The organism is Micromonospora sp. NPDC049900, assembly GCF_044461025.1.
Taxonomy (GTDB): domain Bacteria; phylum Actinomycetota; class Actinomycetes; order Mycobacteriales; family Micromonosporaceae; genus Micromonospora.
The window spans coordinates 17274-29904 of the sequence record NZ_JBITKM010000022.1 but is presented as its reverse complement, the minus strand read 5'-3'; the positions used below and the strand labels follow the sequence as shown (position 1 = coordinate 29904).

Here is a 12631-nt window from a genome sequence, read left to right as displayed (position 1 = left end):
ACAACGACATCACGACCCAGCCCGAACCGAAGCACCACCAAGCTTCTCGACGACAGCCCGCACCCGAACCCCCGCCCGCAACGGCACCGCCGCCGTAGCCGCCCCCGCCAGGAACACCCACCCTTCCCGCAGCCGTACGCCGTGCCCACCGGCGAGCCGGATGCCCTCGTCGAGTGCCCGACGGGGGTCGCCGAGGATGGCCGCCGTCGAGCCGACCTGGGCCACTCGTCCGTCGACCTCCAGCAGTACGCCGAGGTTGTCCAGCCCGTCGGGCACCGGCGACCAGGGGCCGATCACGAACGCGCCGGCCGAGGTGTTGTCGGCGATGACGTCCGGCAGCGAGAAGGTGAAGTTCGCGTACCGGCTGTCGATCAGCTCGATCGCCGGGGCGACCGCGCGGACCGCGTCGGTGAAGTCGCCGACCGGCTCGCCGGGTTCGGGCAGCCGGTCCAGCAGGAACGCGACCTCGGGTTCGACCCGGGGGTGGATGAAGCCGGTCACGTCGACGGTGCCGCCGTCGGGGACCCGCATCGTGTCGGTGAGCCGTCCCCAGATCACCTCGTCCACACCGACCTGGGCCATCTTCGCCTTGCTGGTCAGCCCCATCTTCAGCCCGACCAGCCGCTCGCCGCGGTCGAGGCGGCGTTGCACGAGCGCGGCCTGCACCGCGTACGCGGCGTCGACGTCGAGACCGGCCTCGGCGGCGACCTGCGGTACGGCGGTGGCCGTGTCGGCCGCCCGGTCCAGTGTCGCCGCGATCCCGGCGATGTCCGGCCCGATCATGTCTTCTCCTGCCCTGCGAGGTCCAGCGCCACGTCGACGATCATGTCCTCCTGTCCGCCGACCATCCGCCGCCGGCCGAGTTCGACCAGGATGGAGCGGACGTCCACGCCGTAGCGGGCGGAGGCCCGTTCGGCGTGCCGGAGGAAGCTGGAGTAGACCCCGGCGTAGCCGAGGGAGAGGGTTTCCCGGTCCACCTGGACCGGCCGGTCCTGGAGCGGGCGGACGATGTCGTCGGCGGCGTCCATCAGCGCGAACACGTCGCAGCCGTGCTTCCAGCCGTGCAGTTCGGCGACCGCGACGAAGACCTCCAGCGGCGCGTTGCCGGCCCCGGCGCCCATTCCGGCGAGCGAGGCGTCCACCCGGACGGTCCGCCCGTGCGGGGCGTCCGGGCCGACCGGGTCGGCGCCGACGACGCGTCCGTGCTCGACGGCCAGCACGCTGTTGGCCACCCCCAGGGAGAGGTTGTGGTGGGCGTGGATGCCGATCTGCGTGGTCGGCGCCAGCACCTGCCGGTACGCGTCGACGCGCTGCGCCACGTCGGACATCAGCAGCCGGCCGCCGGAGTCGGTGACGTAGACGCAGTGCGCCCCGTACGACTCCATCAGTTTGGCCTGGGCGGCGAGCCCGGCCGGGTCGTTCATGTGCGACATCATCAGGAAGCCTGCGACGTCCATGCCGTTCTCGCGGGCCCACGAGATGTGCTGGGCGGAGATGTCGGCCTCGGTGCAGTGGGTGGCGATCCGGACGCTCGTCACGCCGAGCGCGCGGGCCGCCTTGAGGTCGGCGATGGTGCCGATGCCGGGCAGCAGCAGGGTGGTCAGCTTGGCGGTGGTCATCACCTCGGCCGCGGCGGCGATCCAGTCGGCGTCGCTGGCCGCGCCGTGGCCGTAGTTGACGCTGGAACCGGCGAGGCCGTCGCCGTGCGCCACCTCGATCGCGGCCACCCCGGCGGCGTCCAGCGCGGCGGCGATGGTGCGGACCTGGTCGACGGTGTACCGGTGCGCGATGGCGTGCATGCCGTCGCGCAGGGTCACGTCCTGGATGTACAGCTCGGTCACCGGACTCTCGTCCACGACCGTCCCACCGTTCGTCGTACTCACGCCCGCACCCCCTCGGCGCGCAGGGCGACCAGACGCTGCGCGGTCCGCAGCGCGGCCGACGTCATGACGTCCAGGTTCCCGGCGTACGCGGGCAGGTAGTGCCCGGCACCGGCGACCTCCAGGAAGACCGTCACCTGTACGCCGGTGAGGTGCCGACCGAGCGTCGGCACGTACGCGTCCACCCGGTCGAACTGCACGTCCTGCTTGAGCCGGTAGCCGGGGACGTACTCCTGCACCTCGGCGACCATCGCGGCGACCGACTCGGCGATGGCGGCCCGGTCGGCGTCCGGGTCGGGGCAGAGGCAGTAGACGGTGTCCCGCATCAGCAGCGGCGGCTCGGCCGGGTTCAGCACGATGATCGCCTTGCCGCGTTCCGCGCCGCCGACCACTTCGATCGCCCGGGCGGTGGTCTCGGTGAACTCGTCGATGTTGGCCCGGGTACCGGGACCGGCGGACCGCGAGGCGATCGAGGCGACGATCTCGCCGTACGCCACCGGGGTGACCCGGCGGACCGCTGCCACGATCGGCACGGTCGCCTGTCCGCCGCAGGTCACCATGTTCAGGTTCGTCTCGTGCAGGTGCTCGTCGAGGTTGACCGGCGGCACCACGTACGGGCCGATGGCGGCCGGGGTCAGGTCGACCACCGTACGTCCGTGGCTGCGCAGCACCGCGTCGTTGTGCCGGTGCGCGCCGGCCGACGTGGCGTCGAAGACCAGGTCGACGTCGGCGAACTCGGGCATCGCGACCAGGCCGTCCACGCCCCCGGCGGTGGTGGCCACGCCGAGGCGACGGGCGCGGGCCAGGCCGTCGGAGGCCGGGTCGATGCCGGCCATCGCCACCATCCGCAGGCCGCCGTCGGCGTCACCGCCCGAGCGGAGCACCTTGATCATCAGATCGGTGCCGATGTTGCCGGACCCGATCACCGCCACGCCGGCCATCAGGACGCCTCCTTCGCGAAACAGGCCCGGACCGAACCGAGCCCGGAGATGCGCGCCTCGTACGTCGCGCCGGGCGTCACCGGCACCATCGGACCGAGCGCACCGGAGAGCACCACGTCGCCGGCGCGCAGCGGGTCACCGGCGCGGGCCAGCGTGCCGGCCAGCCAGGCCAGCGCGTGCAGCGGGTTGCCGAGGCAGGCCGCCCCGGCGCCGACCGACACCGGTTCCCCGGCGTGTTCCAGCACCATCCCGGCCAGTCGCAGGTCCACGTCGCTCACCCGGCGCGGCGAGGTGCCCAGCACGAACAGTCCGCTGGAGGCGTTGTCCGCGACGGTGTCCACGATGGAGATGTCCCACCCGGCGACCCGCGAGTCGACGACCTCGATGGCCGGCAGCAGGTGGTCCACGGCGCGCAGCACGTCCACGGTGGTGACCCGGGCGTCGGGCAGGTCGGCACCGAGCACGAAGGCGATCTCCGCCTCGACCCGGGGCTGGAGCAGCCGGTCCAGGGCGATCTCGGCCCCGTCGGGCACCGCCATGACGTCGGTGAGGACACCGAAGTCCGGCTCGTACACGCCGAACGCCTCCTGCACGGCCCGGGAGGTCAGCCCGACCTTCGCGCCCACCCGGCGCTGCCCGGACGCCAGCCACTCGCGGACCTGGACCTGCTGCACCCGGTACGCCGCCTCGACGTCCCCCTCGGGCAGCAGCCGCCCGCGCAGCGGCGGGCAGGGCTTCCCGCTCTCCCGGGCCTCGATCAGTTCCCGGGCGGCTCGATCGTGGTGAACGGTCATGTCAGCTCCTCGCTACGCTCGGACCCGCCACGAGCCTCGACCAGCACTGCATTGATGATTCGCTCGCTACGCTCGCTCATGAGAGATCCACGCAGACGTTGGTGAGTTCGGAGTAGAAGTCGAGCGAGTGCACGCCGCCCTCGCGACCGATGCCGGACGCCTTCACCCCGCCGAACGGGGTCCGCAGGTCGCGCAGGAACCACGTGTTGACCCAGACGATGCCGGCGTCCAGCCGGGCACCGGCCCGGTGCGCCCGGCCCACGTCCCGGGTCCACACGGTCGCCGCCAGGCCGTACTCGGTGCCGTTGGCCAGGTCGTACGCCTCGTCCTCGGTGTCGAAGGGCGCGACGTGCACCACCGGTCCGAAGATCTCCTCACGGTTGGTGCGGGCGTCCGGGCCGAGGCCGGTCAACACGGTCGGCTGCACGTACGCGCCACCGTCGCGGGCGTCGCCGAACTGCGGCGTCCCGCCGCCGGCCAGCACCTGCGCCCCCTCGGACCGGGCCAGGTCGTAGTGGCCGAGCACCTTGTCCCGGTGGGTGTGCGAGATCAGCGGCATGTTGACCGTCGCCTCGTCGGCGGGCCAGCCGTACGCCAGCTCGGCGGCGCGGGCGGCGAGCCGCTCGGTGAACTCCTCGAACACCGGCCGCTGCACGAGGATCCGCTCGGTGCAGAGGCACACCTGGCCGCCGTTGGTGAAGCTGGACCGGACCGACCCGGCGACCGCCGCGTCCAGGTCGGCGTCGGCGAAGACCAGCCCGGCGTTCTTGCCGCCGAGCTCGAAGCTCACCGCCTTCACCCCGTCGGCGGCGGCGCGCATGATGGCGCCGCCGGTGGCGGACTCCCCGGTGAACGTAATCGCATCCACGCCGGGGTGCCGGGTGAGGAACTCCCCGGCCGAACCGGGACCGAAGCCGTGCACCAGGTTGAACACACCGTCGGGCACCCCGGCCGCCGCCATCACCTCGGCGAGCAGCGTGGCCGAGGCGGGCGTCTCCTCGCTGGGCTTGACCACCACGGCATTGCCGCAGGCCAGCGCCGGTGCGACCTTCCAGGTGAGCAGCAGCAGCGGCAGGTTCCACGGCACGATCACCGCGACCACGCCGACCGGCTTGCGGACCGCGTAGTTGAGCGCCCGGCCGCCGGTCGGGGTGACCGTGGTGAACGACTCGGTCGGCGCGGTCGCCACGATCTCGGCGAAGGCCCGGAAGTTGGCCGCGCCACGCGGAATGTCCAGGGTGCGGGCCTGCGAGATGGCCTTGCCGGTGTCGGCCACCTCGGCGGTGACCAGGTCGTCGAAGCGGCGCTCCAACTCGTCGGCGACCCCGCGCAGCACCTCGGCGCGTTCCCGCTCCCCCATCCGGCCCCACGGCCCGCGCAGCGCCGCCCGGGCCGCCGCCACCGCGTCGTCCACCACCGACGCGCCGGCCTCGACCGCCTCGAAGACCGGTTCGCCGGTGACCGGGCTCCGTCGGGTGAAGCGGGGACCCCCGTCGCGGAACTCGCCGCCGACGAAGTTGCGCAGCAGGACAGGGCCGTCCGGGGCGTACCCGGTCATCAGCCGGGGGTCCCAGCGGGTCATCGACGCCTCCCGCGCGCGATCGCCAGCGCCGCACCGGCCGCCGTCGCCAGCACACCGGCGGCCACCGCGCCGAGCACCTGGTACTGCCGACGGACCCGGCGGCGCACCTGCGCGTACGGGACGGTGGAGAAGGAGACCATCTCGTACTGGGAGACGTACCGTCCGGGCAGCGCCCGCTCCAGGGCGTGCTCGATCTTCTTGCGGGTCCGGAACACCGGCGAGGCGACCTTGTCGCGCATCTCCACGAAGTTGGCCAGTGCCATCCGGGCGATCGCCTCGGCGTTGCCCTGCCGACGCTGCTGGAACAGCGGCAGCGCGGCGGACCAGTCGTCGGCGCACTCGGACAGGCAGCGGTCCAGCTCCACCACGTCCTCGAAGGCACAGTTCGCGCCCTGGCCGTAGAACGGGACGATGGCGTGCGCCGCGTCGCCGAGCAGGCCGACGCGCCCGTTCACCTGCCACGGGTCGCAGCGCACCGTGCCGAGGACGCCGACCGGGTTGTGCTGGTAGTCGTCGACCAGGTCGGGGGCGAGCGGCAGCAGGTCCGGGTAGTGCTGGGCGAAGTGCCGTTCGATCGCCGCCCTGCTGCCCAGCGAGGCGAAGCTCGCGGTGCCGTGGGTGGGCCAGAACAGCGTGCAGGTGAAGGAGCGGTCCGGGTTGGGCAGCGCGATCATCATCGAGGTGCCGCGTGGCCAGATGTGCAGCGCACCCTCGTCCAGGGCGAAGTCACCGCCGACCGGTGGGATGGTCAGTTCCTTGTAGCCGTAGTCGAGGAAGTCGACGCTCTCGGTGAGCAGGCCGTGTTCGAGCAGTTGTCCGCGTACCGCCGAACCGGCGCCGTCGGTGCCGAGCACGACGCGCGCGTCCGCGGTGACCGCGCCCTGCGGGGTCTCGAAGGTCATCCGCGCGGTGTCCGGGTCCAGACCGACCAGCCGGTGGTCGAAGGCGATCCGCACGCCGGGCAGTTTCGCGGCGGCCTCCAGCAGCGCGTTGTTCAGCGCGCCCCGACTGATCGAGTTGATCGCCCGGTCGCCGGAGACGCTGTACGACTGGAAGCCGGGCTCACCGAGCACCGGGTGCACCATCCGGCCGCGCATCGGCAGCGCGTCGGCCATCACCTGCTCGTCGAGCCCGATCCGGCGCAACGCGTCGAGCCCGCGCTCGGAGAGCGCCAGGTTGATCGACCGGCCGCGCTCGACGGTCCCGGTACGCGGGTCCGGCCGCCGCTCGTACAACGCCACCGGATAGCCCCGGCGGGCCAGGAAGCAGGCCAGCAGGCAGCCGGCCAGCCCGGCGCCGACCACGGCGATCTCGTCGTTCTCCCGGCTCATCCAGCTCTCCCAACGGTGGCGGCCAGCGCGTCGGCGACCCGCCAGCAGTCGTGGTACGTCGAGTAGAGCGGCACCGGGGCGAACCGGACGACGTCCGGCTCCCGGGCGTCGGCGATCACTCCGTGCTCGTACCGGAGCCGCTTGGTCAGCTCCCTGGCGCTGCCCTCGCCGAGTCTGACCGAGAGTTGGCAGCCACGGCGCCCCGGGTCGCGCGGGGTGATCACGGTCAGCGGCCGGTCGACGGTCACCTCGTCCAGCAGCCGCTCCAGGTAGCCGGTGAGCCGCAGGCTGCGCTCGCGCAGCGCGGGCATCCCGACCGCGTCGAACAGTTCCAGCGAGGTACGCACCGGCCCCATCGAGAAGATCGGCGGGTTGGAGATCTGCCACGCCTCCACGGTGGACGGTGGACGGCTGACCGGGGTCATCTCGAACCGGGTCGCCGCCGCCGTGCTCCACCAGCCCTCGAAGCGGGGCAGGTCCGCGTCGCCGTGGTGCCGCTCGTGCACGAACACCCCGCCGAGCGCGCCCGGCCCCGAGTTGAGGTACTTGTACGAGCACCAGGCCGCGAAGTCGACGTCCCACTCGTGCAGCGACAGCGGCACGTTGCCGGCGGCGTGCGCCAGGTCCCAGCCGACGACCGCCCCGGCGGCCCGACCGGCGGCGGTGATCGCCGGGATGTCCATCAGTTCGCCGGTGAGGTAGTTGACGCCGCCGAGCAGCAGCAGCGCGACGGTGTGCCCCTCGGCGGCCAGGTACGCGGTGACGTCCTCGGTGCGCAGGTCGTCCTCGCCGGGTCGCGGCGTCAGCCGGACCACGGTGGTGTCCGGGTCGAGGCCGTGGAACCGGGCCTGGCTGCGCACCGCGTAGCTGTCCGAGGGGAAGGCGCTGTCCTCGATGACGATCCGGGTCCGCGTGCCGCTCGGCCGGTAGAAGCTGACCATCAGCAGGTGCAGGTTGACCGTGAGCGAGTTCATCACCACGGTCTCGGTGGGCCGGGCGCCGACGAGTCGCGCGGCCGGGGCCGTCAACAGCTCGTGGTACGGCAGCCAGGGTCGTTCCGCCTCCAGGTGCCCCTCGACACCGAGCCGTCCCCAGGCGTCCACGTCGGCCAGCAACTCGTCCCGGGTGGCCCGGGGTTGCAGACCGAGCGAGTTGCCGGCCAGGTAGGCCGCCTCGGGGTGGTGACCACCGTCGGCCGGCGGCACGTGGAACAGGTGCCGGTGTCCGGGGTCGGCGGCGTCCAGCCGGAGGGCTTCGGCCTCGTCGAGGCGTGGCGCCTCGGCGTCGTTCGTCGTCATCGTCGTCGCCTCACATCGCGGTACGGGCGGACCACAGCTCGGGGAAGACCACCCGGGCCATGCTGCGTTGCAGCCAGGCCAGCCCGGCGGAACCGCCGCTGCCGACCTTGGCGCCCATGGTGCGCTGCACCGCCTTGATGTGGTGGTGCCGCCAGTCGCCGAACTCTTCGGCGACCTCGGTCAACGCCTCACCGAGCAGCCGCAGGTGGTTGTCCGGGCCGGGGTCGGCGTAGATCCGCACCCAGGCCGCCTCGACGGCGGGGTGCGGCTCGTGCTCGACCGCCACGTCCCGTTCCAGCAGGTCGGCGGGAAGCTCGTGGCCGTGCCGGGCGAGCAGGGCGACCACCTCGTCCCAGACGCTCGGCGTGGCGAGACCGGCGGTCAGCTCGGCGTGCACCTCGGTCTGCCGCCGGAACGGCCGGATCAGCGCCGCATCGCGCAGCCCGAGCTGGAACTCCAGGTGGCGGTACATGGCCGACTGGAAGCCCGAGCCCTCGCCGAGCAGGTTGCGGAAGCGGTTGAAGTCGGCCGGGGTCATCCAGCGCAGCCCGCGCCAGGCGGCGTTGAGCCCTTCCAGGTGCAGCGCGGCCCGACGCAGCGGGGCGAGCGACTCCCACACCCGGTCGTCGCGCAGCAGCCGGGCGGCGTCGCGCAGTTCGTGGCAGGTCAGCCCGAAGTACAGCTCCATGATCTGGCTGACCATCAGGAACGACATCTCGCCCGGGTCGTCGCTCAGCGGCTGCTGCAACCGGTGCAGCGTGCTGGCCTGCACGTACGCGTCGTACGGCACCCGCTCGGCGAACTCCAGCGTCGGCTCGCCGCCGTTGCGCGCGGCGCGGGCCGCCCGCTGGCGGCCGGTGACCGGACGCACCGCCGCCCGGGTCCCCGGGCGCAGCTCGGTCTGCTCCATGCGTCCGCTCCTTCCTGGCGTCGGTCCAGACATGATCTCGCGGTGGGATCGCCGGACGGAATGCCTCTTCAACGGCGGTTGCCCAGGTGGACCTACCGAACGAAAGGCACTGGCCGCAGTTCGCTTGCCGGACGTAAGGTCGCCGCGTGGACGAGATGGACTGGGCCCTGCTCCGTGAGCTGCAGGCCGACGCGCGACTGTCGTTCAGCGAGTTGTCCCGGCGGGTGCACCTGTCTCCCCCGGCGGTCGCCGAACGGGTCCGGCGGTTGGAGGAAACCGGCGTGGTCACCGGCTACCACGCCCACGTCGACCTGACCCGGGCCGGTCGCACGGTGGTGGCGCTGATCCGGATGTCCTGTTACGGCGCCCGGTGCATCCTGCACGTTCCCGAGGTGGCCGACTGGCCGGAGATCCTGGAGATCCACCGGATCACCGGCGACGCGTGCAGCGTGCTGAAGGTCGCGGCCGGATCGATCGGGGAGTTCGAGGCGGTCATCGACCGACTCGCCCCGTACGGGCAGCCGTCGAGCACGATGGTCCTCTCCACTCCGCTGGGCTGGCAGCCGGTCACCCCGCTGTCGGGTTAGCCGCCCCGGCAGGGGGAATGCGCCGCGGGTCGCCCCAGCAGGACCGGTGCACCGGTGCCGGGAGGGAGGATCATGCGGGGTCTGGTTTCGTACCCGTCGACCATCGTCCGACTGTTCGGCGCGTTCGCTCTGATCGGGGCGTTCGTCCTGGTCGGCGCATCGCCCGCCCGGGCAGGTGAGAACACCTTCGTCGAGGTGACGCCGAACAGCGTGCAGGCCGGCTCCCGGGTGCACCTCAAGGCGAGCTGCGACAACGCCAACAACCGGCAGGCCGAGGTGACCTCCGACGCGTTCCGTCAGGTCTTCCTCCGGCCGGACAACGGCTTCCTGACCGGGGACGTCACCGTGCCGAGCGACAAGGCGGCCGGGAACTACCCGGTCAACCTGCGCTGCGACAACGGCCAGACGGCGAGTACCTCGCTGACCGTGCTGAACATGGAGCAGCCGACCAAGGGACCGGCGACCGGTGGCGGTGGCACCGCGGGCGGCGGCACCGGCTCGATGCTGCTACTCGGCGGTGCCGCCACGGTGGCCGCAGTGGTGGTGTTCGGGCTGGTCAGCAGCCGACGTCGGGCCGGTTCCTGACCCGCTGTCGCGATGAGCGGCCCTCGCGTACCCGCGCCGGAACCCGGTCCGGGCCCACGCCGGACCACCGCCCGTCGGGTGCCTCGCGCCTGGCGTCGGGTGGTGGGCACGACGCTGGGCCGGCTGGGCCGGGTCACCGCGCAGATGGGGTCGGCCAGCGTCAGTACGCCCGACCCGGCGGCCCCGCCGCTGCCGCCCCGGCGACGGCAGGTCGGCCGGTACCGGCGGTACGGCCGGTCCAGTCCGGGGGTGCCGGTCCTGGTGATCGGCGCGCTGATGCTGCTGATCGTCACGATGCTCGGTGTCGAGCGGCTGACCGGGGTGAACCTGCTGCCGGACCGGTTCATCGCCGGGCTGGCCCGCCCACCGAAGGACTATCCGAACCTGTCGGCGAGCGAGCCGGTCAGCATCGAGATCAGCAAGATCGACCTGGCGGCTCCGGTGCACAACGTCGGGATCGCGCCGGACGGCAGCGTCGCCGCCCCGCCGGCCGAGCGGGCCCAGGAGGCCGGGTGGTACGACCAGGGCCCGACCCCCGGCCAGTACGGCCCCGCCGTCATCGTCGGACACGTGGACACCAGCACCGGCCCGGCCGTCTTCCAGGACCTGCGGGAGTTGCGGACCGGTGACCGGGTCGAGGTGGCCCGCTCCGACGGCTCGGTCGCGGTCTTCGAGGTCGAACGCGTCGGCCGGTACGACAAGGAGCAGTTGCCGGCCGACGACGTCTTCGGCGACTTCAGCCGACCCCAGTTGCGGCTGATCACGTGCGGCGGGCGCTGGGTCGGCGGCGACACCGGCTACGCGGACAACGTGATCGTGTTCGCCTCGCTGGTGCAGGCTCGCTGACCGTCGCGGCTCAGGCGGCCTCGGGCTCGCGCAGGTCGAGCCAGTCCGCCCAGCGCGGATCGGGGGCGCGGTGCCCGAGCACCCGCCACGCGATCCCCCTCGGGGCGGCCGGTGGGGAGTGCAGCCGCCAGCCCATCTCGGCCGGGGTCTTGTCGCCCTTGCTGTGGTTGCAGCGGGCACACGCGGCGACCACGTTCTCCCAGGCGTGCCGCCCGCCCCGGCTGCGCGGGAAGACGTGGTCGATCGTCTCGGCCGGCCCTCGGCAGTAGGCGCACCGCCAGCCGTCCCGGGCGAAGATCGCCCGACGGGACAGGCCGACGTGGGTGCGGTACGGCACCCGGACGAACCGGGTGAGCCGGACGACCGAGGGCACCGGGAGCGCATTGCGCGCGCTGTGCAGGATGCCCTCGCCGTCGGCGACACAGACCGCCTTGGCGGAGAGGACGAGGATCGCGGCACGGCGTACCGACACGACACACAGCGGCTCGTAGGTGGCGTTGAGAACCAGCGCGCCGGAGCCCACCGTGGGTCGTATGTCAGGCATCGCGTCACCCTCCCGGTCAAGCGGCAGTCACACTCGCCACCGCCGACCGGTGTCGGACACAGCCCTACACCATGTCGACGCCGGCCGGATCACCGACGTCCGTTGCGCCAATCGTCCCTGATCGGAACCGCGAATGCACGCACTAATCCTGGGTAGCCGGGGCGGCTTTGCGACCCGTCGGCTCCGAGGTCACCCTCCGGTGGGGCGGCGGTGTACTCGCCGGGCGGTTGCGGTACGAACACAGGGTGATTGTCAGCATCCTTCGTACCGTCGTCCCCACGCCGTCCCCGGCCGCGCCGGAAGCGGACGAGACACCCAGCCCGGAGTGCCTGGACGAGGCCCTCTGCAAATGGGTCTGGGGTTTCTCCGACTCGGTGTGGTTCGCCGAGGGAAGCTACTGGATCCTGATCAAGCCGTTGCGGATCCTCCTGATCCTGCTGCTCGCGATGTCCGCCCGGTGGCTGGTGCACCGGACGATCCGCCGGCTGGTCCGCACCACCAGCGACGCCGGGGTGCCCACCATGCTCCGCCCGCTGCGCGAGCGCATCCCGACCGCCACCGCCGAACCTGGCGAGTTCGTGCCAGAACGCCGCCGACAGCGCGCCGAGGCGATCGGCTCGGTACTGCGCAGCATCAGTACGGCGTTCATCTACGGCATCGCGGTGCTGATGGTGCTCAAGGAGTTCAGTTTCGAGCTGGCACCGCTGCTGGCCAGCGCGGGCATCGCCGGTGTGGCTCTCGGCTTCGGCGCGCAGAGCCTGGTCAAGGACCTGCTCGCCGGACTCTTCATGCTGATCGAGGACCAGTACGGGGTCGGCGACAACGTCGACCTGGGCGAGGCGACCGGTGTGGTCGAGGCGGTCGGGTTGCGCGTCACCACCGTGCGTGACGGCCGGGGTGTGCTCTGGTACATCCGCAACGGCGAGATCGTCCGGGTCGGTAACAAGAGCCAGGGCTGGGCGTTGGTGGTGGTGGACCTGCCGATCGGCTTCGCCGGCACCGAGGAGGCGATGGCGGTGCTGCGGACCGCCGCCGCGTCGGTCGCGGTCGACCCGGAGCTGGCCCAGTCGATCGTGGAGCCGCCGGACGTGCTCGGCGTCGAGCAGGTGACGGTGGAGGGCACGGTCATCCGGACGGTGGCCAAGACGACCGCCGAGGGGCAGTTCGCGGTCGGCCGGGAGCTGCGTCGCCGGCTCGCCGAGGCGCTGGAGAACTCCGGCATCACGGCGCGGATCGCGGCGGGTCGCCTCTATCCCGGGTTACCTACTCGTTCCGATAGTGAGACCGGTCAGGGGGGCGCCACCTGAGCGGGGCGACGGGGGTCGCGGCCGAG

Annotated in this window: 13 protein-coding genes; 4 read left to right on the top strand and 9 right to left on the bottom strand. The window is 72.4% G+C overall.

Features of this window, described 5'->3' with window-relative positions; all coding sequences use genetic code 11:
- Positions 1 to 9: 9 nt before the first annotated feature.
- The 8 genes from ACIBMZ_RS28390 to ACIBMZ_RS28355 all read right to left on the bottom strand — a co-directional run bounded on the left by ACIBMZ_RS28390 (position 10) and on the right by ACIBMZ_RS28355 (position 8736).
- Positions 10 to 783, bottom strand: coding sequence for a 2-keto-4-pentenoate hydratase (locus ACIBMZ_RS28390; RefSeq protein ID WP_396699006.1), 774 nt, complete (start codon positions 781 to 783; stop codon positions 10 to 12).
- Positions 780 to 1841 carry a 4-hydroxy-2-oxovalerate aldolase gene (gene dmpG, locus ACIBMZ_RS28385; RefSeq protein ID WP_396699080.1) on the bottom strand — a complete coding sequence of 354 codons (1062 nt, stop codon included), beginning with the start codon at positions 1839 to 1841 and terminating at the stop codon, positions 780 to 782. The genes ACIBMZ_RS28390 and dmpG overlap by 4 nt, the downstream gene beginning before the upstream one ends.
- A 38-nt stretch (positions 1842 to 1879) precedes the next feature.
- Positions 1880 to 2824, bottom strand: coding sequence for an acetaldehyde dehydrogenase (acetylating) (locus ACIBMZ_RS28380; RefSeq protein ID WP_396699078.1), 945 nt, complete (start codon positions 2822 to 2824; stop codon positions 1880 to 1882).
- The gene (locus tag ACIBMZ_RS28375; protein ID WP_396699004.1) at positions 2821 to 3615 is read right to left on the bottom strand and encodes a 2-keto-4-pentenoate hydratase; all 795 of its coding nucleotides are present in this window, start codon (positions 3613 to 3615) and stop codon (positions 2821 to 2823) included. The genes ACIBMZ_RS28380 and ACIBMZ_RS28375 overlap by 4 nt, the downstream gene beginning before the upstream one ends.
- Positions 3616 to 3691: 76 nt before the next feature.
- A complete protein-coding gene (locus tag ACIBMZ_RS28370; RefSeq protein ID WP_396699076.1) occupies positions 3692 to 5173 on the bottom strand; it encodes a 2-hydroxymuconic semialdehyde dehydrogenase in 1482 nt (493 codons plus the stop codon).
- A 20-nt stretch (positions 5174 to 5193) separates the two neighbouring features.
- The gene (locus ACIBMZ_RS28365) at positions 5194 to 6528 is read right to left on the bottom strand and encodes an FAD-dependent oxidoreductase (RefSeq protein ID WP_396699002.1); all 1335 of its coding nucleotides are present in this window, start codon (positions 6526 to 6528) and stop codon (positions 5194 to 5196) included.
- On the bottom strand, positions 6525 to 7826 hold the full coding sequence (kynU, locus tag ACIBMZ_RS28360) for a kynureninase (RefSeq protein WP_396699001.1): 1302 nt from the start codon (positions 7824 to 7826) through the stop codon (positions 6525 to 6527). The genes ACIBMZ_RS28365 and kynU overlap by 4 nt, the downstream gene beginning before the upstream one ends.
- 10 nt (positions 7827 to 7836) lie before the next feature.
- On the bottom strand, positions 7837 to 8736 hold the full coding sequence (locus tag ACIBMZ_RS28355; RefSeq protein ID WP_396698999.1) for a tryptophan 2,3-dioxygenase: 900 nt from the start codon (positions 8734 to 8736) through the stop codon (positions 7837 to 7839).
- Positions 8737 to 8882: 146 nt separating this feature from the next.
- Here ACIBMZ_RS28355 and ACIBMZ_RS28350 point away from each other — a divergent pair, with 146 nt between their 5' ends.
- The 3 genes from ACIBMZ_RS28350 (at position 8883) to ACIBMZ_RS28340 (ending at position 10754) form a co-directional block, all read left to right on the top strand.
- Positions 8883 to 9323 carry an Lrp/AsnC family transcriptional regulator gene (locus ACIBMZ_RS28350; protein ID WP_396698997.1) on the top strand — a complete coding sequence of 147 codons (441 nt, stop codon included), beginning with the start codon at positions 8883 to 8885 and terminating at the stop codon, positions 9321 to 9323.
- Between the two features lie 72 nt (positions 9324 to 9395).
- Entirely contained in the window at positions 9396 to 9908 is a 513-nt protein-coding gene (locus tag ACIBMZ_RS28345) for a hypothetical protein (RefSeq protein ID WP_396698995.1), read from the top strand.
- A 12-nt stretch (positions 9909 to 9920) separates the two neighbouring features.
- Positions 9921 to 10754: a class F sortase gene (locus tag ACIBMZ_RS28340; RefSeq protein WP_396698993.1), complete on the top strand. Its 834-nt coding sequence runs from the start codon at positions 9921 to 9923 to the stop codon at positions 10752 to 10754.
- Between the two features lie 10 nt (positions 10755 to 10764).
- Here ACIBMZ_RS28340 and ACIBMZ_RS28335 read toward each other — a convergent pair whose 3' ends face one another.
- A complete protein-coding gene (locus ACIBMZ_RS28335; protein ID WP_117230470.1) occupies positions 10765 to 11298 on the bottom strand; it encodes an HNH endonuclease in 534 nt (177 codons plus the stop codon).
- A 245-nt stretch (positions 11299 to 11543) separates the two neighbouring features.
- Between ACIBMZ_RS28335 and ACIBMZ_RS28330 the strand changes: the two genes are divergently transcribed.
- Positions 11544 to 12605: a mechanosensitive ion channel family protein gene (locus ACIBMZ_RS28330; protein WP_396698989.1), complete on the top strand. Its 1062-nt coding sequence runs from the start codon at positions 11544 to 11546 to the stop codon at positions 12603 to 12605.
- Positions 12606 to 12631 lie beyond the last annotated feature (26 nt).

Bases quoted from the DNA above. Each gene is read 5' to 3' on its own strand.
- ACIBMZ_RS28390 (WP_396699006.1), bottom strand. From the start codon at position 783: ATGATCGGGCCGGACATCGCCGGGATCGCGGCGACACTGGACCGGGCG.
- ACIBMZ_RS28375 (WP_396699004.1), bottom strand. From the start codon at position 3,615: ATGACCGTTCACCACGATCGAGCCGCCCGGGAACTGATCGAGGCCCGG.
- ACIBMZ_RS28370 (WP_396699076.1), bottom strand. From the start codon at position 5,173: ATGACCGGGTACGCCCCGGACGGCCCTGTCCTGCTGCGCAACTTCGTC.
- ACIBMZ_RS28365 (WP_396699002.1), bottom strand. From the start codon at position 6,528: ATGAGCCGGGAGAACGACGAGATCGCCGTGGTCGGCGCCGGGCTGGCC.
- kynU (WP_396699001.1), bottom strand. From the start codon at position 7,826: ATGACGACGAACGACGCCGAGGCGCCACGCCTCGACGAGGCCGAAGCC.
- ACIBMZ_RS28355 (WP_396698999.1), bottom strand. From the start codon at position 8,736: ATGGAGCAGACCGAGCTGCGCCCGGGGACCCGGGCGGCGGTGCGTCCG.
- ACIBMZ_RS28345 (WP_396698995.1), top strand. From the start codon at position 9,396: ATGCGGGGTCTGGTTTCGTACCCGTCGACCATCGTCCGACTGTTCGGC.
- ACIBMZ_RS28340 (WP_396698993.1), top strand. From the start codon at position 9,921: ATGAGCGGCCCTCGCGTACCCGCGCCGGAACCCGGTCCGGGCCCACGC.
- ACIBMZ_RS28335 (WP_117230470.1), bottom strand. From the start codon at position 11,298: ATGCCTGACATACGACCCACGGTGGGCTCCGGCGCGCTGGTTCTCAAC.